Origin of the sequence: Sphaerisporangium sp. TRM90804 (assembly GCF_029846175.1) — a bacterium.
In the GTDB taxonomy this organism is placed as follows: Bacteria; Actinomycetota; Actinomycetes; order Streptosporangiales; family Streptosporangiaceae; genus Sphaerisporangium.
This window is the reverse complement of the sequence record NZ_JARWAC010000010.1, coordinates 211,864-232,581: the sequence shown is the minus strand read 5'-3', so window position 1 is coordinate 232,581 and position 20,718 is coordinate 211,864. Positions and strand designations below refer to the sequence as shown.

General features: G+C 72.8%; 17 protein-coding genes. 8 read left to right on the top strand and 9 right to left on the bottom strand.

Going from position 1 to position 20,718, the window contains the following annotated elements:
- Nucleotides 1-19: 19 nt before the first annotated feature.
- Nucleotides 20-619 (bottom strand): helix-turn-helix domain containing protein, encoded by a 600-nt coding sequence (locus PYR91_RS13900; protein ID WP_279780145.1) that lies wholly within the window; start codon nucleotides 617-619, stop codon nucleotides 20-22.
- A gap of 90 nt (nucleotides 620-709) precedes the next feature.
- On the opposite strand from PYR91_RS13900, the gene PYR91_RS13895 reads away from it, so the two are divergent.
- Nucleotides 710-1,678, top strand: a complete 969-nt coding sequence (locus PYR91_RS13895; protein ID WP_279780144.1) for an NADP-dependent oxidoreductase — start codon at nucleotides 710-712, stop codon at nucleotides 1,676-1,678.
- Between the two features lie 151 nt (nucleotides 1,679-1,829).
- Here PYR91_RS13895 and cpt read toward each other — a convergent pair whose 3' ends face one another.
- Complete coding sequence (gene cpt, locus PYR91_RS13890) at nucleotides 1,830-2,366, bottom strand: chloramphenicol phosphotransferase CPT (protein WP_279780143.1); 537 nt, start codon at nucleotides 2,364-2,366, stop codon at nucleotides 1,830-1,832.
- Nucleotides 2,367-2,558: 192 nt separating this feature from the next.
- On the opposite strand from cpt, the gene PYR91_RS13885 reads away from it, so the two are divergent.
- Nucleotides 2,559-3,758: a histidine kinase gene (locus PYR91_RS13885; RefSeq protein ID WP_279780142.1), complete on the top strand. Its 1,200-nt coding sequence runs from the start codon at nucleotides 2,559-2,561 to the stop codon at nucleotides 3,756-3,758.
- Nucleotides 3,755-4,570 carry a response regulator transcription factor gene (locus PYR91_RS13880; protein WP_279780140.1) on the top strand — a complete coding sequence of 272 codons (816 nt, stop codon included), beginning with the start codon at nucleotides 3,755-3,757 and terminating at the stop codon, nucleotides 4,568-4,570. Before PYR91_RS13885 ends, PYR91_RS13880 begins: the two co-directional genes overlap by 4 nt.
- 6 nt (nucleotides 4,571-4,576) lie before the next feature.
- Here PYR91_RS13880 and PYR91_RS13875 read toward each other — a convergent pair whose 3' ends face one another.
- Nucleotides 4,577-5,416, bottom strand: coding sequence for an LLM class flavin-dependent oxidoreductase (locus PYR91_RS13875; protein ID WP_279780138.1), 840 nt, complete (start codon nucleotides 5,414-5,416; stop codon nucleotides 4,577-4,579).
- A gap of 87 nt (nucleotides 5,417-5,503) precedes the next feature.
- Between PYR91_RS13875 and PYR91_RS13870 the strand changes: the two genes are divergently transcribed.
- The 3 genes from PYR91_RS13870 to PYR91_RS13860 all read left to right on the top strand — a co-directional run bounded on the left by PYR91_RS13870 (nucleotide 5,504) and on the right by PYR91_RS13860 (nucleotide 8,331).
- The gene (locus PYR91_RS13870; protein ID WP_279780137.1) at nucleotides 5,504-6,403 is read left to right on the top strand and encodes a LysR family transcriptional regulator; all 900 of its coding nucleotides are present in this window, start codon (nucleotides 5,504-5,506) and stop codon (nucleotides 6,401-6,403) included.
- Between the two features lie 124 nt (nucleotides 6,404-6,527).
- Nucleotides 6,528-7,172: a dihydrofolate reductase family protein gene (locus PYR91_RS13865; protein WP_279780136.1), complete on the top strand. Its 645-nt coding sequence runs from the start codon at nucleotides 6,528-6,530 to the stop codon at nucleotides 7,170-7,172.
- A 145-nt stretch (nucleotides 7,173-7,317) separates the two neighbouring features.
- Nucleotides 7,318-8,331 carry a LacI family DNA-binding transcriptional regulator gene (locus PYR91_RS13860; RefSeq protein WP_279780135.1) on the top strand — a complete coding sequence of 338 codons (1,014 nt, stop codon included), beginning with the start codon at nucleotides 7,318-7,320 and terminating at the stop codon, nucleotides 8,329-8,331.
- On the opposite strand, the gene PYR91_RS13855 is transcribed toward PYR91_RS13860, so the two are convergent.
- From PYR91_RS13855 to PYR91_RS13840, 4 genes are all read right to left on the bottom strand, one after another.
- Nucleotides 8,328-10,502, bottom strand: coding sequence for a discoidin domain-containing protein (locus tag PYR91_RS13855; protein WP_279780134.1), 2,175 nt, complete (start codon nucleotides 10,500-10,502; stop codon nucleotides 8,328-8,330). The two genes, PYR91_RS13860 and PYR91_RS13855, sit on opposite strands and share 4 nt — an antisense overlap.
- A 117-nt stretch (nucleotides 10,503-10,619) precedes the next feature.
- Nucleotides 10,620-11,474 (bottom strand): DUF1996 domain-containing protein, encoded by an 855-nt coding sequence (locus tag PYR91_RS13850; RefSeq protein WP_279780133.1) that lies wholly within the window; start codon nucleotides 11,472-11,474, stop codon nucleotides 10,620-10,622.
- A gap of 339 nt (nucleotides 11,475-11,813) precedes the next feature.
- Nucleotides 11,814-12,482 (bottom strand): response regulator transcription factor, encoded by a 669-nt coding sequence (locus PYR91_RS13845; RefSeq protein ID WP_279780131.1) that lies wholly within the window; start codon nucleotides 12,480-12,482, stop codon nucleotides 11,814-11,816.
- Nucleotides 12,479-13,705: a histidine kinase gene (locus PYR91_RS13840; RefSeq protein ID WP_279780130.1), complete on the bottom strand. Its 1,227-nt coding sequence runs from the start codon at nucleotides 13,703-13,705 to the stop codon at nucleotides 12,479-12,481. Before PYR91_RS13840 ends, PYR91_RS13845 begins: the two co-directional genes overlap by 4 nt.
- 265 nt (nucleotides 13,706-13,970) lie before the next feature.
- Here PYR91_RS13840 and PYR91_RS13835 point away from each other — a divergent pair, with 265 nt between their 5' ends.
- Entirely contained in the window at nucleotides 13,971-14,975 is a 1,005-nt protein-coding gene (locus tag PYR91_RS13835) for a hypothetical protein (protein WP_279780129.1), read from the top strand.
- A gap of 98 nt (nucleotides 14,976-15,073) precedes the next feature.
- Complete coding sequence (locus PYR91_RS13830; RefSeq protein WP_279780127.1) at nucleotides 15,074-15,712, top strand: DUF1707 domain-containing protein; 639 nt, start codon at nucleotides 15,074-15,076, stop codon at nucleotides 15,710-15,712.
- Nucleotides 15,713-15,846: 134 nt separating this feature from the next.
- Here the strand turns inward: PYR91_RS13830 and PYR91_RS13825 are convergent, their stop codons facing one another.
- Nucleotides 15,847-16,698, bottom strand: coding sequence for a helix-turn-helix transcriptional regulator (locus tag PYR91_RS13825; protein WP_279780125.1), 852 nt, complete (start codon nucleotides 16,696-16,698; stop codon nucleotides 15,847-15,849).
- A 226-nt stretch (nucleotides 16,699-16,924) separates the two neighbouring features.
- Nucleotides 16,925-20,701 carry a beta-ketoacyl synthase N-terminal-like domain-containing protein gene (locus PYR91_RS13820; RefSeq protein ID WP_279780123.1) on the bottom strand — a complete coding sequence of 1,259 codons (3,777 nt, stop codon included), beginning with the start codon at nucleotides 20,699-20,701 and terminating at the stop codon, nucleotides 16,925-16,927.
- Nucleotides 20,702-20,718 lie beyond the last annotated feature (17 nt).

Genomic DNA, 20,718 nt, shown 5'->3' with positions numbered 1-20,718 from the left:
GCGGAACGGTCGCGCGGCGTCAGGGAGCCGGCGGCGGCGGGTGGGGCAGCGCGTGTGCGCCCTCCGGGCGCAGGCCGTCGAAGATGATGGCGAGGTAGCGCCGCCACAGGTCGGGCGGGGCGTCCGGCACGTAGCCGGCGACGTAGTTGGGCGCGCACATCAGCAGGATGACGTCCGCGCCGGTGACGTCGGCCCGCACGGCGCCGTGCTCGCGGGCCCGGTCGACCAGCGTGCGCACGATGTGGAACATGCGCGAGCGGACCCTGGTGACCTCCGGGCTCAGCTCGCCGGCCTCCTGCAGGAACGACAGGTCGCGCTGCTGCCGCTGATGCGCGGCGGCGGTGAGGAACTCCAGCAGCGCCGCGCCCGGATCGGCCGCGTCGAGCAGTCTCTCGCCGACCGCGTTGAGTGCCTCGACGCGGTCGAGCACGATCGCGGCGAGCAGGTCGTCCTTGGTGGCGAAGTGGCGGAAGACGGTGCCCTTGCCGACACCCGCCCGGCGGGCGATGTCGGCGACCGAGGCGTCCAGACCGCGCTCGGCGAACTCGTCCGCCGCCGCCGCCAGCAGCAGTTCGCGGTTGCGGGCGGCGTCGGCGCGCAGGGGCCGGGTCGGGGTCACGTCGTCACCCTAGCAAGTTGACCGCCCGGTCCGTTTATTGCTAGCTTGACGGCCCAGAACCTGACCACGCGGTCCGTTTTGGAGGACACCATGAAGGCAGTCGTCGCGACCGGCTACGGGCCCCCCGAGCAGTACACGGTGGCCGACGTGCCGGCGCCCCGGCCCGGTCCGGGGCAGATCCAGGTCCGCGTCGCCGCCGCCTCGATCAACCCGGCGGACGTCCGGCTGCCCAGCGGCGACTTCCGCGACGTCGTGCCGCTGGAGTTCCCGCACGTGCCCGGCAACGACTTCGCCGGAACCGTCAGCGAGGCCGGCCCCGGCGTGACGGCGTACCGGGTGGGCGACGAGATCTTCGGCCAGGCCGTCCCCCGTGCGCTGCGCGCGATGGCGGGCGCCACCCGCCCGTCCCTGAGCACCGGCTCGCTGGCCGAGTACGCGGTCTTCGAGGCCGACACGCCCTTCCTGGCGCACCGCCCGCCCCGCCTCGCCCTGGAGCACGCGGCGGCCCTGCCCACCACGGGCCTGACCGCCCGGGCCCTGATGACCACCGCCAGGGTGCGGCCCGGCGAGACCGTCCTGGTCATCGGCGCCACCGGCGGCGTCGGCACCGCGGTGATCCCGCTGCTCGCCGCCGCGAAGGCCCGCATCATCGCCACCGCGACCGAAGCCGACGCCGGCGTCCTGCGCCGCCTCGGCGCCCACGAGACCATCGGCTACCCGGAGGCGGAGTACCCCTCCGGCGTCGACGTCGCCCTCAACCTCACCCTGCCCAGCGACCACCTGACCGGCGTCGCGACCGCCGTCCGCCCCGGCGGGCGCCTGCTCACGATCACCTACCCCGTCCCCCGGCAGGAGTGGATCGGCCGCGACGACGTCGCCCTCCACTTCGTCCTGGACATGGACGGCGCCCTCGGCGGCATGCGCGAGGTGGCCGAGCTGGCGGCGACCGGCGGACTGCCGGCCACCATCGGCCGCCGCTACACCCTCGACGAGGGCCCCCGGGCCTGCGTCGACTTCGCCCGCCTCCACACCACCGGCAAGCTGGTCGTCACGATGTGACGCGCCCCTTCGTCACATCCCGCGAGTGCGTCACCACCCGGCCGGCGGAACCACCGCGCGACAGGCCGAGCGCGAGCTGCTGCTCGCCGCGGCATCGGCCGCAGGCGTCACGGAACCACGCGCGACAGGCCTAGCGCGAGGCGGCCGGCGGCTATCGCAGGACGTGGGCGGCGATGGCCCGCGCGCACACCAGGGACTCGGTGTGCGTGGTGTCCACCACCAGGTCGTAGACCACGCCCTGGTGGACCACCTCCGCCTGCAGCGCGGCCATCCCCGGGACCCGGTCTCCCCGGGCGAGCTCACGGCCCACGGCGACCGCGCTCTCGCACCTGACGCCGACCCACAGCACGCCCAGCCCGGTGAGGGCCTTCTGCCACCGTCGCTGGGATGCCGCTCCGCCGAGGAACACGTCGTCGATGATCACCCGAGCGCCCGCGTGGGCCATCGCCGCGACCCCCGCCGTCCACGCCGCGTCGAGCGCCTGGAACTGCGGCCCGACGCTCACCCCGCCGTCCGCGGCGAACTCGACCCCCGCGTCCGACGCCCGCAGGGACGCGGGCATCGCCTCGATCAGCGTGTCGACCCCGAGGGCGAGCCAGGCGTCCGGCAGGACCGCCTGCAGACACCGGGCGATCCCGGACTTGCCCGAGCTGGACCCGCCGTTCAGCACGATCACCTGAGTCGTCACCGCACCACAGTAGAGACGCCCCCCGCCCGCCCCCAACGCATTTCCGGCCGCCCCTCCCCGCCCGCGCGCCGAGCATGGCGTCTGCCCGTCGGCCAAGGGCATGCACCACGCGGGTGGTACGACCCCGGGCGGACGCGGATGTCTGACCGTGGGCAGATGCCGGACGATCCGGCGGAGCGGTAACTTCTGGGCATGAAGTGGGCTCGGCGACTCAGTAGGGGAGGCGTCGCCGACGCGGCGGTGGCGGTCGTGGTGGCGCTGATCGTCGGGTACGCCATCGTCGACCCACCGGGGCGGTCGTCGTGGTGGCCCGCGTGGTCGGCGTGGCCGGTGGCGGCGGTCGTGAGCTTCCCGGTCGCCGTCAGGCGGCACCGGCCGCGGGCCATGCTCGCCCTGGCGTGCGCCGTGGGCGTGCTGGTCACCGTGGCCGGCGCCGTCGCGGCGGGCGCGATCTGGCTGACGTTCGTGCCGACCGTGCTCGTGCTGTACCTGGTGGCCACCACCACCTCGATCAGGTGGTCGGCGGCGAGCCTGGCGGCCTGCCTGTCGGCCGCGACCACCGCGATCCTGATCTTCTACGCCCAGGTGTTCCCCGGCCTCACCCCCGCGGCCACGCCCAGCGAGCTGCCACCGGCCTGGCCGATCGAGATCGGCGTCATCACCGTGCTGCTGACCACCGGATGGGCCGTCGGGACGGCCGTGCGCTGGAAGCGGGACACGACCGCCCGCCTCGTCCACCACCTCTCCGAGGCCGCGGTGGCCGACGAACGCAGGCGCATCGCCCGGGAGCTGCACGACGTCATCGGCCACAGCATGAGCCTGATCGCCGTCAAGGCCACCGTCGCCAACCATGTCGCCGACGCCCGCCCGCAGGAGGTGCGCGCCGCGCTGGCCGTCATCGAGCAGACCAGCCGCAGCACGCTCACCGAGATCCACCGGGTGCTCGGCCTCCTGCGCTCGGACGAGGATCCCCAGCAGGCCCACCGGCCCGTTCCCGGCATGGCCGACCTGCCCGAACTTGCTGCCCACGCCCGCTCGGCCGGGGTCGAGGTCGACCTGACCGTCCGCGAGGAGGCCGCGCCGCCTCCCGCGGTAGCGCTCTCGGTGTACCGGATCGTGCAACAGGCCCTGACCAACGTCGTCACCCACGCCGGCCCCACCCGCTGCGCGGTCACCGTGGACACCGACGCCCGGCAAGCCGTGATCGAGGTCGTCGACGACGGCCCCCGCCACGGCCGTCCGCCGCGCCCGGGCCCCGGAGGTCACGGCCTCGTCGGCATGCGCGAACGGGCGAAGATGTACGCGGGCACGTTCAGCGCGGGCCCCCGGCCCGAGGGCGGCTTCCGCGTGTCGGCCCGCCTGCCCTACCACCCGAACGGCCGCACCCCATGAACCCCGCCCCCCCACCGAACACCGACGCCGCCCCGAACAACGACCCCACTGCGAACACCGACGCCGGCGTGGAGACCGACGCCACCCTGAACAACGACGTCACCTCGCAGGACCCGCCCCCGCCCATCCGGGTCCTGCTCGCCGAGGACGAGGTCCTGCTGCGCGACAGCCTCAAAGTCCTCATCGACGCCACCCCGGGCCTGACCACCGTCGGCGAGGCGGGCACCGGCGCCGAAGCCGTGCTCCTGGCCCGCAGGCAACGCCCCGACGTCGTCCTCATGGACGTCCGCATGCCCGACATGGACGGCATCGAGGCGACAAGACGCATCTGCGCCGACCCCGCCACCACCGGCACCCGCATCCTGATCCTCACCACCTTCGACCAGGACGAGTACGTCTACGCGTCCCTCAAGGCGGGCGCCAGCGGCTTCCTCATCAAGTCCGCGACGGCCACCGAACTCCTGGCCGCCATCCGAGTGGTCGCCTCCGGCGAAGCCCTGCTGGCCCCCACCGTCACCCGCCGCCTGATCACCCACTTCCTCCAACGCCCCCACCCCGCCCCGGCCCAGCGCCCCCTCGACAACATCACCCCCCGCGAACAGGAAGTCCTCACCCTCATCGCCAGGGGAATGTCCAACACCGAGATCGCCGCCCACCTCCACCTCACCGTAGGCACCGTCAAAACCCACATCAGCCGCCTCCTGTCCAAACTCCAAGCCCGCGACCGAGCCCAACTGGTGATCGCCGCGTACGCCGGCGCCCCCTTCACCCCTCCGGACGCCGGCAGCCACAGGCCGGGCCCCGACGGGTGACCCGGTTCACGAGGTGACCTCCTGCGCGGCCGGGAGGGCGGGGCCGTCCTGGAGTACTCCGCGTATGTGGTCGAGCGTCATCGCGTCCGGGTCGAACTCCGTCAGGCACCAGGTGGCGCCGGCGGCGGCGTACGCGGTGGGGTCGGTGCCGGGGGGTAGGGGCACGGCGAGGTCGTAGGGGGCCGTGGGGTCGGGGCGGAGGGCGTGGATCGTCTCGCCGATCTCCGCGAGCTGGTCGGGGTGCCGTAGCTCGACCGGGAAGAACCCGTCGAGGGTCGCCGCCCGGCGCAGCGGTCCGCGGCGGCCCGCGTAGCCCGCGGCCCAGATCGGCACGCGCGGCTGGACGGGCGTGGGCAGGAACGTGAGATCGTCGATCACGTAGTGCGGTCCGCGGTGGCGCACGGGCCGGCCCGACCAGGCGGACGTGAGGACGCCCAGCGCCTCGTCCAGCATCTCCGCCCTGACGCGGTCGTCGACCTGCTCTCCGGTGCGCGCGAGCTCCGCGCCGTAGAGGTCGCCGCCCAGCCCCACGCCCAGCGTCAGCCGGCCGCCGCTGAGCCGGTCCAGTGAGGCGGTCTCCCGGGCCAGCTTGGCGGGCCGGCGGCGCGCGACCGGCGTGACCATCGGGCCCAGCCGCAGTGACTCGGTCGCCGTCGCCGCCGCCGCCAGCGAGATCCACGGGTCGGCGATGCGCTCGACCGGCGCGGGCCAGGTGAGCCTGTCCCACACGAAGAACCCGTCCCAGCCCGCCTCCTCGGCCTCGGCCGCGAGCCGTGCCACCGCAAGAGGATCGGCCAGCTCGTCGAAGAGCGGGAACCACAACGCGGATCGGGGATTCTCAGCCATGTCTCCGACCCTAGGTTTCCTGACTCATCGTGAAAAGCGATGATCTACGATGGTGACGATCGGGCCTGACGATGTACCGTGGTCGGCGTGGCACACGCGGAGCTCCGGCATCTGGCCACCCTCACCGCCGTCGTCGTTGAGGGTTCGTTCGGCCGGGCGGCCTCGCGGCTCGGGTACACCCAGTCCACCGTCAGCCAGCACGTCGCCGCCCTTGAGCGCGCGGTCGGCGGCCGCCTCTTCGACCGTCCGGGCGGCCCGCGCCGGGTGCGGCTCACGCCGCTGGGCGAGGTGACGCTGGCCCACGCCGCGGAGCTGCTCGCCAAGGCCGACGCCATGCACACCGCCATCGAGAGGTTCAAAGCCGGCGAGGGCCGCATCACGATCGGCACCTTCCAGAGCGTGTCCACCACGCTCCTCCCGGTTCTCATCCGCCGGCTCCGCGACGAGTTCCCCGGCTGCGACATCCGGCTCTCCGAGGACGAGGTGGGGTTTGCGGACCCGTCAGCGGTCGACCTGCTCTTCTACGACCACCGGGTCCCCGGCGACGACGTCGAGTACCTCAAACTGCTCGACGACCCGTACCACCTGGTGGCACCCCGCGGGCGCTTTCCCGACGGGCCCGTCGACCTGGCACGGCTCGACGGGGCCCCGATGGTCGCCTGGCCACCCGACTGCGCACAGCCGGCGCTGGAGGAGGCCCTCGCCGCCGACGGCGTCCATCCCGAGATCGTCTTCCGCGCCGCCGGCAACGAGGTCGTGCTCTCGATGGTCCGCGCCGGTCTCGGCTCGGCGATCCTCCCCCGGCTCGTCCTTCACACCGCCGGCGCCATGGCCGACGAGGCGCTGAGCGTCCACGCGTTGCGACCGCCGATCGCCCCCCGGGAGATCTACCTGGTGCGCCGCGCCCACCGCACCCCCTCGCCCCTCGCCGCCCGCGCCGCACGGCTGGCCCAAGAGATCGCCGGCGAGCTCGAAAGCGATCGGTGAAGCGGCCTGAAAAGCCGACCGTGCGCCCGCGGCAAGAATCGCCTTCCTGTTCCGACCACCTCCCGAAGGGGCGCCCGCCTGGGCGTCCCGCTGGAAGTCGCCGGTCAGCTCCCAAGGAGGACGCATGTCGCAGTTGTTGAGGGTGCAGTGCTTCACCGTGTCGCGTGACGGGTTCGGCGCCGGTGAGGGGCAGAGCCTGGAGCGGCCCTTCGGCCACGCGGACCCAGCCGCCTTCGCGTCCTGGGCGGGCGCCACCGCCGGCTGGGTGAACCGCACCGACCCCGGCGGCACCCGCGGCCTGGACGACTACCTGACCCGCGACTTCCGCAACAACATGGGCGCGGAGATCATGGGGCGCAACAAGTTCGGCCCGCAGCGCGGCCCCTGGGAGAACCACGAGTGGCGGGGATGGTGGGGGGACACCCCGCCGTTCCGCACGCCGGTCTTCGTGCTCACCCACCACGAACGCCCGTCGTTCACCCTGGCCGACACCACCTTCCACTTCCTCGACGCGACACCGGCCGAGGCCCTCGCACGCGCGAAGCGGGCCGCCGACGGCCGGGACGTGCGCCTCGGCGGCGGAGTCGCCACCGTCCGCGAGTTCCTGGAGGCCGACCTGGTCGACACGATGCACATCGCCGTCGCCCCCGTCGACCTCGGCCGAGGCGAACGCCTGTGGAACAGCCACACCGACCTGCTCGACCGCTTCCACCTCGAAACCGTCCCCAGCCCCAGCGGGGTCACCCACCTGCTGTTCTGGAGACGCTGACCACCGCCCTCGCACGACGGCACGCACAGGCCGCGATGAGCGCGTCCCCGCCGTGGGACGCCGCTCATCGCCGCCCTCGCGAGCGCCTGACAGTCGAGGGCGGCAAACGGTTGCCATTCCTGTCATGCCGTGTTTTCGTCCGTGTATGGACAGTCGCGACAACGTGCAGCGATCACGTGTCACGATCAACGACATCGCGGAGGCGACGGGCTTCGCCGCGTCCACCGTGTCCCGCGCGCTGTCGCGGCCCGAGCGGGTGAACGCGGCCACCCGCGAGCGCATCGTCGCGATGGCCCGCGAGCTGTCCTACGTGCCCAACACCCACGCCCGCGCGCTGACCTCGGGACGCACCGAGACCGTCGCGGTGCTGGTGTCCGACGTGACCAACCCGTTCTACTTCGGGCTGATCCGGGGCACACAGCACCAGCTCAGAGCCGCGGGCTACACCCACCTGCTCATCGACACCGAGAACTCCGGCGAACTGGAGTCGCACACGCTGTCCAAGATGCGGCAGTCGATCGACGGGGCGATCATGGCCACCTCGCGGCTGTCCCGCCGTCTGCTCGCGGAGCTGGCCGCCGAGCTGCCGCTGGTGGCCGTCAACCGCATGGTGCGCGGTGTCGAGAGCGTGGTGCTCGACTCCCCGTCCGGTGTGGCGCAGGCGGCCGAGCACCTGATCTCACTGGGGCACAGGGAGATCGTCTACCTGTCCGGCCCGCAGAACTCCTGGGCCAACGAGGCCCGATGGCGTTCGCTGGTCACGACGGCGGCCCGGCACGGGCTGCCGGTACACCGTCTCGGCCCGTTCCCGGCCGGCCGGATGTCCGGATCGGCCGCCGCCGACGCGCTGATCAACACCCGCGCCACGGCGTGCATCGCCTTCAACGACCTGCTCGCCATCGGGATGCTCACCCGCCTGCGTGAGCGCGGCATCGGCGTGCCGGAGGAGATCAGCGTCGTCGGCTGTGACGACATGTTCGGAGCGGACTTCTGCCACCCCACCCTCACCACACTCGCCGCCCCGATCGAGCAGGCCGGGCGGGTGGCGGTGTCGATGCTGCTGGCCCGCCTCAACGACGGTGCGCCGGCGGCACGGCAGTCGGCCGTGCTGCCGACGCACCTGATCGTGCGCGAGTCGACGGGTCCCGCCCCGCGCTAGGGGTAGCTGACGATGTTCACCGGCTTGACGGTGGTACCGGTCGACGCGCCGGTGTCGTTGATGACGTGCTCGATCGAGCCCTTGCCCAGCGAGATGGTCAGGATGTTGTGGAACTTGACGTTCGCCCTGACGGGGGCCTCGAAGGCGCGTTCCGCCACGATGCTCGGATCGGCGGTGAACACGCAGTAGCTGCCCATGCCCCACGCCTCGTGCGACGTCACCGAGTCGGCCACCTTGTACGCGGCGTACCCGCGCCCGTCACTGCGCCACGCCGCCTGGCTCGGCGGGTCGTAGGGCATCTCGTTCTGGAAGAAGATCGTGCGCCCGCCCTGGCCGTTCCAGATCACCTCGTACTTGTTGAAGTGCTCCACGAACAGCCCGTACGCGGAGACGCGGGCGCCGTTGACGATCAGGCCCGTGTCGGCCGGATTGACCGTCCACCCGACGCCGCTGCCGTGGTCGGCGCGCCACGCCCAGATGTGGTCGATGATCGTGTCGGCGCTGTTCACGATCAGCGCCGTGGTCACCTTCCCCGGCCCGGCCCCGCCGACGCGGAAGAACACGTCCTGCAGCGTGGTCGGGTTCGCGGCGTGACTGGTGGTCGCGCCGCTCGGCCCGACCTGCAACAGGGACGGCGAGTTCACCGTGCCCGCGTCGAACAGCAGCCCGGCGAGCTTGACGCCGTCGACGTCGGCGACGGTCATCGCGGTGACGCCGTTGTCCGGGATCAGCGTCGGGTAGCCGACGCCCAGCACGACGGTGTCCGGCCGGGTCACCTTCAGCGTCTGGCTCAGATGGTAGACACCCGGGGTGAACAGCAGGTTCATGCCGCAGGCCAGGGCGTTGTTGAGGGTGGCCGCCGAGTCGGCCGGCCGTGCCACGTAGAACCGGGTGAGCGGCACGGGGGTGCCCGGCGTCGACCCGCCCGACCAGCTCGTGCCGGAGGCGTTGGTCCGCAGGCTGGGCACGAACACGTGGTAGGCGCCGCCGTCGAGGTACAGGTAGGGCTTGTCCCGCACGACCGGGGTGGTCGCCAGGGTCGTGTACGGCGGGCTGGGGAAGCTGTTGGCCGGGGCGCCCTTCACCCCGGAGAACACCATGTTCCACACGCCGTTGACCCAGCCGCCGATCTGGCTGTCGCGGGTGTACCACTGCTGCTGGGAGTAGGGGCCGACCCTCCCGTCGATCCTGCTGTCGGCGATGTAACCGCCGCTGGCCCAGCCGTACCCGTTGGGGGCCAGGTTGAGGTCGCCGCGGATGTGCACCCGGCGCATCGGCGCGGCCTGCGACACCGCCCACCGGTTGGTGCCGTTGCTGGGCACGATCGCCAGGTTCTCGACCGAGCGCCAGAAGTTCTGGGTGGCGTTGCCGCCGAACCAGCCGGCGTCCACCGTCACGTCGCCGTTGATCGTGACGTCGTCGGGGTTGCGGCCCAGGCCCAGCACGGAGGTGTAGAAGCCGGTGTTGGCGTTGATGCCGCTGTAGGTGCCCGGCTTGAACATCACCGCGTAGCGCTGGCTGCCGAACTGGGCGCTCTCGCTCTGGGCGAAGATGGCGTTCAGCCTGCTCTGGATGCTCGAACCGGACATCGACGGATCGAAGACGACCACGTTGGGCCCGAGGTCCTGGGACACCGGCGGCGGCGTCTGACACTCGCCGCCACCCGAGCCGGCGCCGTGGACGGTCAGCTCCTTGACGGAGTACCCGTATCCGGTGGCACGCTGCGTGCCGTACACGCGCAGGTAGCGGCCGGTGCCGGCGGCGTCGATGGTCTGCGTGCCGCCGGCGCCGGTGGTGGTGGAGTAGATCGTCGTCCAGTTCACGCCGTCGCCGGACAGCTCCAGGCGGAAGGCCCTGGCGTACGACGTCTGCCAGTCGACGACCACCTGGCAGACCGTGGTACCCGCCCCGAGGTCGACCTGGATCCACTGCGGATCGCTGAACTGGCTCGACCATCGGGTGGCGGCGTCGCCGTCGACGGCCCTGGCGGGCAGGTAGCCGTTGCCCTGCACGGAGGAGGCGGTCGCGGGCTTGTCGAGAGCGAGGTTCGTGGCGGTGTCGCACGCGGCCGCGCTCGCGGGGGCGGCGCTCGGCGTGACGGCCATGCCGGTGACGGCCAGCGCCATGGCGGCGATGCCGGCCGGCAAGCGGCGTAGGGGTGAGGCACGCATGGTTTCTCCTGGCGGGGGCCGCCGCGGGGAGCGGCGGCATGCTTGTACGGGCGGCGCCCGGGACGGGCGCCGCCGACGAACCACATGCGAGGTGAGGACCGGGGGTGTGGCCGGGTGTTACGGCTTGTGCGGGTCCTGCCCGTAGCCGTTGCACTGGCGTCCGCCGTTGATGCAGTAGCTCACGAGATACGCCTGGCGCGGCGCGTTCCACCCGTTCATGAAGTCGTAGTGGAAGGTGTACGCGGCGCCCGAGGACAGGGACAGGCCGCTGGTGTTCCCGCCGGGCAGCGGATACGGCACCTTGATCTCGAGCATGGGCAGAGGCACCGGGTGGCTCGCCGGGCAGACGCCGCGGTCCGGCCACGCCATGTGCGACTTGTGGTCGGCGCTGTCCAGGTGCACGCTGTCCCAGCAGCTCGGCGCCTTCAGCCGGGCGACCAGGGAGCTGCCGCTCGGGCACGAGCCAGGGAAGACGGTGCCCGTGTAACCGGGGCACTTCCAGGTGCCCTGGTAGGCGGCGGCGTCCGGCGTGCGGGCGTCGCCGACGACGAGCCGGAACCCGGGCGGGAACGGCCGGACGGTGCGGTAGTCCTTGACGCCGGCCTTGTAGTAGATCGTCGGCTTGTCCGGCAGCCGTACGGTGCCGTTCTGCAGCAACGTCGGGAACCAGTATCCCGACGCGTCGAGCTGGTCCTCGCAGGACGTCGCCCCACCGACCAGCGCCTGCGGGGTCGAGCTCGCGTTGGTGGCGGGGTTGCCGACGAAGGTGTGGTTGTGCGACGCGCCCGGCAGCCCCGGGAAGATGATCGGGTCGTCGCTGAGCCGATGGGTGACGGTGCAGTTCGCGTGCATCTCCTGGTACTGCGCGAACGGCGGATCGTCGGCCACTCGTACGCCGCCGGCCGCCTGCGCGGTGCCTGTGGCGGCGAGGACGAGCGCGGCCGTCATGGCCACGAGGGTGCGAATACTCATGACGCCTCCTGGGCGATTGAGCATCGGAAACGGGGGGTGGAGTTCGGACTTTATTACGGCGGTGTTGCGGCGGAAAGCGCTTGCCAAAAGTTGCCACCGGACACCCGGCCGGCCCCGGATGATCGCATCAAGGCAGGTCAGCGGGTGCGTCCACGGCTCGGCGACGGACCGTCACCAGCGGGAGAGCCGCGCACGGACGCAACAGGCGCGAAACACGCCGTGGGCGCCTGGCCGTGCTCCGTCAGGCCCGTCGACGGCCGCCGCGGCGCGACGGTCTCGCCGTCCGGCCCGAGCCCGGCTCGATCTCGGCCGCGCGGAGGGCCGTCCCGTGCCGCGGGGTCACGGCGTTTCCGGGCGGACCAGCCCGACCTCGTAGGCCATGATCACGGCGTGCACGCGGTCGCGCAGGTACAGCTTCGACAGGACGTTGCTCACGTGCGTCTTCACCGTCTGCTCGCCGATCACCAGGGTGGCCGCGATCTCGGCGTTCGACTGACCCCTGGCGATGAGGGACAGCACCTCGCGTTCCCGCGCGGTGAGCGAGCCGAGGGACGGCGGCGCACTCCGCGGCGGGCGCGGGCGGCGGGCGAACTCGCCGATGAGCCGCTTGGTGATCGAGGGGGCGAGCAGCGCCTCGCCGGCGGCCACCACGCGCACGGCGTTGACCAGCTCCTCGCGGCGCAGGTCCTTGAGCAGGAAGCCGCTGGCGCCGGCGCGCAGCGCCTCGTACACGTAGTCGTCGAGGTCGAACGTGGTCAGGACCAGCACCTTCACCGGGTCGGCCACATCAGGGCCGGCCAGCCGCCGGGTGGCCTGCAAGCCGTCCACACGCGGCATGCGGATGTCCATGAGCACGACGTCCGGCCGCAGCTCGCGGGCGAGGGACACCGCCTCGGCGCCGTCGGCCGCCTCGGCGATCACCTCCATGTCCGGCTGCGCGTCCAGGATCATGTGGAAGCCCGCCCGCAGCAGCTCCTGGTCGTCGGCGACCATGACCCTGATGCTCATCGCAGGCCTCCCACCGGCAGCCGCACCGCCACGGTGAAGCCCCCGTCCGGCCCCGGCCCCGCGGTCAGCTCTCCGCCGAACAACTGCACCCTCTCCCGCATGCCGATGAGCCCGTGCCCCGGCCGCCCGCCCGCGGCGGCGTCCACGGCCGTATCCGCGTTCCCGGACGCGCCCGCGTTCCCGGCCGGAGCCGGGGACCCGGGACGACCCGTTCGCGCCGCGCCATGGTCGCACACCTCGACGCGCACGTCCCGGTCCCCGTACCGGACCCGCACCCGCACCGCCACTTGGCCCGCGTGCTTGAGCACGTTGGTCAGCGCCTCCTGGACGATGCGGTACACCGACAGGTCGACGCCGGGCGGCAGCGGGACGGGCTCGCCCTCGACCTCCAGGCTCGCCCGCAGCCCGGCCTCGCGGACCTGTTCGACCAGCGCGGGCAACTGCGCCACGCCGGGTTGCGGCGCGAGGCTCGCCTCCGTACGGCCGGCCTCCTCGCGCAGCACCCCCAGCAGGCGGCGCATCTCGACGAGAGCCTGCCGTCCGATGCCGGAGATCGTGTCGAACGTCCGCACCACCCCGGCCCCGTCGCGCTCCGCCACCGCCGAACCCGCCTCCGCCTGCACCACCATCATGCTGACGTGGTGGGCGACCACGTCGTGCAGCTCGCGCGCGATGCGTGCCCGCTCGGCGGTCACGGCCCGCTGTGCCTCCAGCTCCCGCTCGCGCGCCAGCCACGACGCCCGTCTCTCCAGCTCGGCGGTGTACGCGCGACGAATCCGGGCGCTGTCGCCGAGCACCCAGGCGCCGCCCAGCAGCAGCGCGGTGAAGGTGAAGTCGAGCACGTCCGTCCTGGTCGCGGGCAGCGAGGCCAGGACCACCAGCGCGACCCCCGTGACGACGCCGACGACCACCGCCCGGCGGCGGCCGGACCACGCGACGAGGCCGTACATGGCGGCCACGCCGCCGAGGGGCACGGGGGTCACCAGGTCGGGAAAGGACGTCGCCCCGTAGACGGCGGACGCCGCGCCGACCCCGAGGTTGATCCAGAACGGGTGGCGCCGCCGCCAGGCGAGCGGCAGGCTGACCGCCAGCACGAGCGCCACCGCCGGGAGGCCCGGCGGCGGCATGTGCTCATTGCGCGCCTGGATGACGAGCGCGAGCGACGACACCAGGGCCAGCACTCCGGCGAGCACCCCGTCGACGGCCATCGGGCGATCTCTCACCCACGTCACCGGCCCCGACGACCGCCCCGTTCCCATGGCCCCCAGTATCCGGCCGCCGCCTCCGCGAGACCTCCCCCGCCGGAGGGATCACCGCCGCCTCTCTCCCCGGCACGTGCGGCGTCCCTCCCTAGAGGGACGCCGCTCGCCGGCTCCCCACCGCGGGTGAGCCGGACTTCGGGAAGCGCGGGGGATCCGTCCGTGACGGGCCGCGGCTTACGTTCATGGCACTGGAACGACCGACCGCACCTCTCCTTCGGAGGCACCGATGTCCGGCACGACCGCAGTACCGGCGCGTCCGCGACACGCGCCGCGATCCGCTCCCGCCTCCGGCCCGGCGAGGCCGGCGCCCGGCGGCGGACGAGGCGCGCTGAAACGTCACTGGGACCGGGCGCCGGGATACCAGCGCCTGGCGTATCTCGCCGGCGCGGCACTGATCGTCGTCGGCCTGGCGCACGCCGCGATCTGGGCGGTGGTCGGCGGATCGGCGGCGGGGCCGCTGTCGTGGCGCAAGCCGACGACCTTCGGGCTCTCGTTCGGCATGACCACCGTGACCCTGGCCTGGGTCGCCACCTACCTGCCGGTGCGGCGGTGGGTCGGCTGGGGCGCGTCCGTCCTCCTGTCCGCCTCGACCACCGCGGAGGTGGCGTGGGTCACGGTGCAGCACGCGCGCGGGGTCGCCTCCCACTTCAACGACACCACGCGGCTGGACGACGACCTGTTCACGCTGGGAGGGGCGTCCATCGGCTTCACCATCCTCGTCAGCACGGTCATGACGTTCGCCGCGTTCGCCCGCTGCACGGCACCGGCGCCGATGGCCTGGGCGATCCGCGCCGGACTGGTGGCGCTGCTGGCGGCGCAGGCCGTGGGCGCGTGGATGATCACGCACGGCCTGGCGCTGACGGAGGCCGGCGCCACCCCGCTCACCCGGTCGCTGAGCACGTACGGCGCCGAGGGCGCCATGAAGTTCGCCCACTCCGTCCCCATGCACGCGATCCAGGTGTTCGTCATCCAGGCCGGACTGCTGGCGGCGACCACCCTGACCCGGCGCACCCAGCTCCGGCTGGTCGTGTCGGCCATCGCCGGCTACGCCGCCCTGTCGGCGATCGTGGTGGCCCGCACCGCGTCCGGCCTCCCGCCCGCCGACCTCGGTGTCTCGACCCTGGCCTACCTGCCCCCCGGCGTCCTGCTGACCGCCTCCGCGGTCGTCACCCTGATCCACGCTCACCGCGCCGTCACCCGCGTCGACCGCCGCCGCACTGAACCCGCCTGATCTGCGACGACGCGTACCTGTTCCGTTCGTTGATTAGGCTTCTCCTCGCGACGCCGCCCGCGTCGCGCGGAGAGGTTCGACGGCACCAGGACGGAAGCATGTCGGGAGAGATCTCGCCCACCGAAAAGAGCTCCGGCCCCGGCTCGTCACCCGAGCTGCGAGCCTCTCACGCGAACCGCGACCGGGTGGTGGACATACTGCGCGTCGCGGCGGGTGACGGCCTGCTGACCGCGGAGGAGCTGGACGAACGCGTGGAGGCCGCCCTGTCGGCGCGGACCCTCAGCGACCTGACCGCGCTCACCGCCGACCTTCCCCCCGTCTCGGCCACGGCCGGCGCCATCGGAGCGGAGGTCAAGGACACGGTCCGCATCGAACGGGTCTTCAGCGGCGCGGTCGAGCGTGTGGGGCGCTGGGTGGTACCGCGGAGGCTGGAGCTCGCGGTGACGTACTGCGACGTGACGCTCGACTTCACCGACGCGGTGATCACGCACGACACCCTGCGGATCGACGTGGCCATGGCGGGAAAGACCCTGACGCTGGTCACGAGGCCGGGCATCGTGATCGACACCGACGGCCTCCAGTTGGTGCACAGCAGGGTCAAGCACCGTCACACTCCGGCGGACCCCGGCGCCCCGGTCACCCTGCGAGTGGAACTGGTCGGCCAGAAGGCACACGGCCGCGTGGTGGTGCGCCCCCCGCGCCGGACGCTCGGCCAGTGGCTGCTGGGAAAGCCCTAGTCCCTTTCCACCGGCGGTTGACTCGGTACACCACCGGCTCGCGAACGAGGTGACCTGGCCGCCGGGCCGGGCTGCGACCGGTGGGCTCCATCGTGATCATGCTCGACACGGGCGGGATCCTCCGCCCCGGCTCCTCACCCCCGGCCCGGTGAGCACGTCCCGACGCCGCTGGTCTGGTGGCGGGTGCCCGCGAGCCGGGTCAGAGCCTGTTCGGAGGCGCTGCCGGGCTCGGCCTGCCCTATGACGATGTACCGGCCCGGGGAACTGCTGACGGGGAGCGTCTCATAGTGCAGTGTGAGCTCGCCGACGTCGGGGTTGCGGTAGCGAATGGTCATGTGAGCGCGGAGCTGCACTTCGTGCATCGCCCAGAACCGGCGGAAGTCATCACTCTCGCGCGAGAGGTCCTTGACGAGTTCGCAGGCGAACGGGTCCCTGCCGCTTCCCTCCACCACGGCGCGCAGGTGGGCGACGAAGGCCCTGGCCTCTCGCTCCCAGTCCACGTAGAACTCGCGTGCCGCCGGATCGAGGAAGACCATCCGCAGCACGTTGTCGTTGTGGTCCAGCCCGTCGAAGTGAGCCAGCGCCAGCGGGTTCCTGACCAGCACGTCCATCCGGTGGTTGATCAGGAAGGCCACCACGTGGTCGCAGCCCTCCACCAGTCGCAGCACGCTCGGGCAGACCTGGTAGCCGTCCCCGAACCGCCCGCGCCTGGACGACCGGGGGTGGGCGAGTTCGTGAAGGTGCTCGGTGGCCTCGGGGCCGAGCTGGAAGACCCGCGCCAGCGCGTCGAGCACCTGCCCAGAGGGGTGATGATCCCTGCCCTGCTCCAACCGGGTGTAGTAGTCGACGCTGACCCCCGCCAGCACGGCCACCTCCTCCCGGCGAAGTCCCGGCGTCCGCCGGTCGCGGGATCCCACGAGCCCCACCTGCTCGATGGTCGTGACCTGACGCCGAGCGCGAAGGAACTCACCAAGTGGGCTCTTCATGCGAAGCAGGGTACAAAATCGCAGGTAAACGAGGCACAAAACCGTCGTAGCTGGACGCTTTCCGCATCTCCGGCGCAGCTGGATCGCGGTCCCGATGAACGTCCGCATCTCGGCGAGCGACTCGGACAGCCGTTCGTCCGGCACGCGGCGGGCGGTGCGGCCGGCTCCGGCCGGACGCGACCCGGGCGGCCCGGGGGATCACCCCCGGGCCGCCCGGGCGGCGGCCTCAGCCCCCGATCGCGGGCATGCTCTCGGGAGCGGTCACCGCCGCGTCCGGCCTCGGAGTCGCGAGAAGCCCCGCCAGGTGGTCCGCGATGGCGGAGATGGTGGGCTGCTGCCACAGCAGGGTCGCGGGGAGACGGCGGCCGAAGCGCTTCTCCAGGCGCCGCCGGACCATCACGGTCATCACCGAGTCCAGCCCTTGCTCGACGAGGGGACGCCGGATCGCCAGGTCCTCGGGGGCCAGCCTCATCACGGCCGCGATCTCCGCGCGGATCTCGGGCAGGACGCGCTCGCGCAGCTCCTCGGGCGCCACGCCGGCGAACGACTCCGCGGGCCCCCGCAGATCCTCCTCGGCCGGGGCCGGCGCGTCGATCACCGGGTAGCGGAGTCCGGTGAGGTGTCCCACCACCCTGCCGTCCACGTCGGCCAGGAGAGCCTGGACGGTGTCGTCGACGGCCGGGTCCACGGCCGCGTCGATGATCACCGTCGAGGGCGGGGAGCCGGTCAGCACCACCTCGTCGATGTGCACGACCATGCGCAGCACCGGATCGCCGGGGAACACGCAGGGGGCTATGGACATCACCGCGTCCAGCGCCGGCGCCCAGCTCTCCGGGTCCGCGGTGCGGACCGTGGCCCGCAGCTCGCCGTCCGCGCCCAGCAGCGTCTCGATCGTCCAGTCGAAGCCCGTCGAGGGCACGCCGACGGCGGCCAGCCGCTTGTGCACGAACCCGGGATCGATCGGGGCCAGAGCGCCGGCGTCCGGCAGCACGTCGGGCTTGACCTGGCCCGGAGCGGCCACGTCCGCGGTGACGTGCACCAGCCAGGCGGGTTCCGGCTCGCCGGGCCCCGCCGGTGTACGGGCCGCGAGCCGTACCGCCGGAGGTTCGTGCACGACCTGGATCTGCCTGCGTTGCGCGGTCATCAGCGGATGCGACATCTCCACGTCGGTGAGCGTGACGTCCTCCTCCTCGGCCGCCCGCAGGAACGTGTTGACCAGCACGGCGGCGGGCACGATCTCGACCCCGTTGAGGGTGTGGCTGCCCGGGTAGGGCCGGTTGGCGTCCTCCAGGCTGGTCCGCCACACCCGGGTCCGGCTGCCCGCCAGGCCGGTCCCGGCTCCGAGCAGGGTGTGGGAGCCCACGTCGTGTCCTCGGTTGCCGTCCTCGGTGTACACCTCGCGCCAGTGGCGGCGGTGCTGCCAGGCGTACGGCGGCAGATCGGCCAGGCCGCCGGACGGCTGCAGCCGGCTCCAGTCCACGTCGACGCCGTGACAGTGCGCCGTGCCCAGCGCGACGAGGAAGGTCCGCGGCTCCGGCTGGTTCCGGCGCAGCGACGTGCCGACGAACACGTCCTCGAACCCGTTCTCCGAGAGCGTCTCGGTCACCGAGTGCGCTACCACGGGGTGCGGGGAGATCTCCAGGAACACGCGGTGGCCGTCCTGCGCCGCGGCCGTCGTCGCCGCGACCAGCCGTACGGGGGCCCGGAGGTTCGCCGCCCAGTAGGCGCCGTCCAGGACGGGCGTCGACCGGGGGTCCGCCAGCGCGGTCGTGTACATGGGGATGCGAGGCGCCCCGAACGAGAGATCGGCGGTGGCGGCGGCCAGTTCGACGGCCAGGGGGTCCATGTGGGGGCTGTGGAAGGCGACGTCCGACGCCACCCGCCGCACCACGATGCCCTCGACCGGCCACTCGTTCACCACCTCCTCGACCGCGGCGACGTCGCCGGACAGCACGGTCGAGCCGGGTGCCGACGAGATCGCCGCCACGAGGTCGGTACGGCCGGCCAGCCTCTGCGCCGCCTCCTCGAAGGACATGTCGACCATCACCATGGCTCCCTTGCCCTCGGCCTGGCGCAGCAGCCGGGAGCGGCGGCAGATCAGGCGGGCGCCGTCGGCGACGGTCATCGCGCCGGCCGTCACCGCCGCCGCGATCTCGCCGACGGAGTGGCCGATGACGGCCTTCGGAGCGACCCCGTAGGCGTTCCAGAGCCGGGCGAGGCCCAGCTGCATCACGAAGATCATGGTCTGCACGCGGTCGATGGTGTCGAGATCGCCGTCGGCCAGGACCTGCCGGGGGCTGAAGCCGATCTCCTCCACGAAGATCGGCTCCACCTCGTCGACCAGGGACGCGAACTCCGGCACGGCGAGCAGCTCCCGCCCCATCCCGCGCCACTGGCAGCCCTGCCCGGAGAAGACCCAGACCGGTCCGGGGCCGGGCTCGGGCAGCACGTCACCGGTGAGGACGGCCTCGGCCGGCACGTCCTGCGCGAGCCTGCGCAGGCCGGCCGCCAGCTCGGCCTCGTCCGCCGCGACCACGACGGCGCGACGGGCCAGATGGGTGCGCCGGAGCGCCAGCGTGTGCCCCGCCGACGCCAGGTCCAGCCCGTCGCCGAGGTGATCGGCGAGCGTGCCCGCGTACTGCCGCAGAGCCCGCTCCGACGCGGCCGACAGCGGGAACAGCCGCTCCCCCGTCCCCCGGCCCCGGGGCGTCTCCGGGGCCGCGGGAGCCTGCTCGAGCACGATGTGCGCGACCGTGCCGCCGTACCCGAAGCTGGAGACGCCCGCCCTGCGGGGGTGGTCGCGCTCCGGCCAGGCCGATCGGCCGGTCACCACGCGCAGGCCCGAGGTCTCCCACGGGACGGCCGGGTTGAGGGTGGTCAGCACGGTCGGAGGGATCTCACCGCGGTCGAGGGCGAGCACCGCCTTGATGACGCCGGCGATGCCGGCGGCGCCTTCGAGGTGACCGATGTTGGACTTGACCGAGCCGATGAGGCACGGGTCGCCGGCGGGTCGCCGCGCGCCGTACACGGAGGAGAGTGCCCCCGCCTCAAGCGGGTCGCCGAGCCGGGTGCCGGTGCCGTGCGCCTCGATGTAGTCGACGGTGGACGGCGCGACGCCCGCCTGCCGGCAGGCCCGTGCCATCACGTGTGCCTGGGCCTCGCCGCACGGGGCCATGATGCCGTTGGTGTGCCCGTCCTGGTTCACGGCGCTGCCGATGACGAGCGCGAGGATCCGGTCGCCGTCACGCCGCGCGTCGGACAGCCGCTTGAGCACGACCACGCCGCAGCCCTCGCCGCGTCCGTAGCCGTCGGCCGACGCGTCGAACGACTTGGACCGGCCGTCGGGGGCCAGGGCTCCGGCCGTGCCGAGCGTGAGGGTCTGGCCCGGGGTGACCAGCAGGTTGACGCCGCCGGCGAGGGCGACGTCGCTCTCGCCGAGCCGCAGGCTCTGCGCGGCCAGGTGCAGCGCGACCAGCGACGCCGAGCAGGCCGTGTCGATCGCCATGCTGGGGCCGCGCAGGTCCAGGGAGTAGGAGATGCGGTTGGCGACGGCGCAGGTCGCCGCCCCGATCCCGGTCCACGCCTCGATCTGGGGCAGGTCCTCCAGGAGGCTGCCTCCGTAGTCGGCGGTGCAGACCCCCATGAACACCCCGGCGTCGGTGCCGGCCAGCTCGTGCGGCGGCAGGCCGGCGTTCTCCAGGGCCTCCCACGTGGTCTCCATCAGGATCCGCTGCTGCGGGTCCATCAGCTCGGCCTCGCGGGGCGACAGGCCGAAGAACTCCGCGTCGAAGCCCTCGATGTCGCTCAGGAAGCTGCCGTGACGCACGGCGTCGCGCAGCGCGGCGGCGTGTTCCGGGCTCCGGTTCTCGTACTGGCGCCAGCGTTCGGCGGGCAGCGGCCGGGTCGTGTTCCGGCCGGCGCGCAGCAGGTCCCAGAACTCGTCCGGTGAGCGGACGTCACCGGGAAGGCGGCATCCGACCCCGATCACCGCCACTGGTTCCACCCGGACTCCGCGCGGAC

Excerpts from the sequence above, each read along its gene's own strand:
- PYR91_RS13895 (WP_279780144.1), top strand. The coding sequence starts at position 710 with ATGAAGGCAGTCGTCGCGACCGGCTACGGGCCCCCCGAGCAGTACACG.
- PYR91_RS13885 (WP_279780142.1), top strand. The coding sequence starts at position 2,559 with ATGAAGTGGGCTCGGCGACTCAGTAGGGGAGGCGTCGCCGACGCGGCG.
- PYR91_RS13880 (WP_279780140.1), top strand. The coding sequence starts at position 3,755 with ATGAACCCCGCCCCCCCACCGAACACCGACGCCGCCCCGAACAACGAC.
- PYR91_RS13875 (WP_279780138.1), bottom strand. The coding sequence starts at position 5,416 with ATGGCTGAGAATCCCCGATCCGCGTTGTGGTTCCCGCTCTTCGACGAG.
- PYR91_RS13865 (WP_279780136.1), top strand. The coding sequence starts at position 6,528 with ATGTCGCAGTTGTTGAGGGTGCAGTGCTTCACCGTGTCGCGTGACGGG.
- PYR91_RS13860 (WP_279780135.1), top strand. The coding sequence starts at position 7,318 with ATGGACAGTCGCGACAACGTGCAGCGATCACGTGTCACGATCAACGAC.
- PYR91_RS13855 (WP_279780134.1), bottom strand. The coding sequence starts at position 10,502 with ATGCGTGCCTCACCCCTACGCCGCTTGCCGGCCGGCATCGCCGCCATG.
- PYR91_RS13850 (WP_279780133.1), bottom strand. The coding sequence starts at position 11,474 with ATGAGTATTCGCACCCTCGTGGCCATGACGGCCGCGCTCGTCCTCGCC.
- PYR91_RS13845 (WP_279780131.1), bottom strand. The coding sequence starts at position 12,482 with ATGAGCATCAGGGTCATGGTCGCCGACGACCAGGAGCTGCTGCGGGCG.
- PYR91_RS13835 (WP_279780129.1), top strand. The coding sequence starts at position 13,971 with ATGTCCGGCACGACCGCAGTACCGGCGCGTCCGCGACACGCGCCGCGA.
- PYR91_RS13830 (WP_279780127.1), top strand. The coding sequence starts at position 15,074 with ATGTCGGGAGAGATCTCGCCCACCGAAAAGAGCTCCGGCCCCGGCTCG.
- PYR91_RS13825 (WP_279780125.1), bottom strand. The coding sequence starts at position 16,698 with ATGAAGAGCCCACTTGGTGAGTTCCTTCGCGCTCGGCGTCAGGTCACG.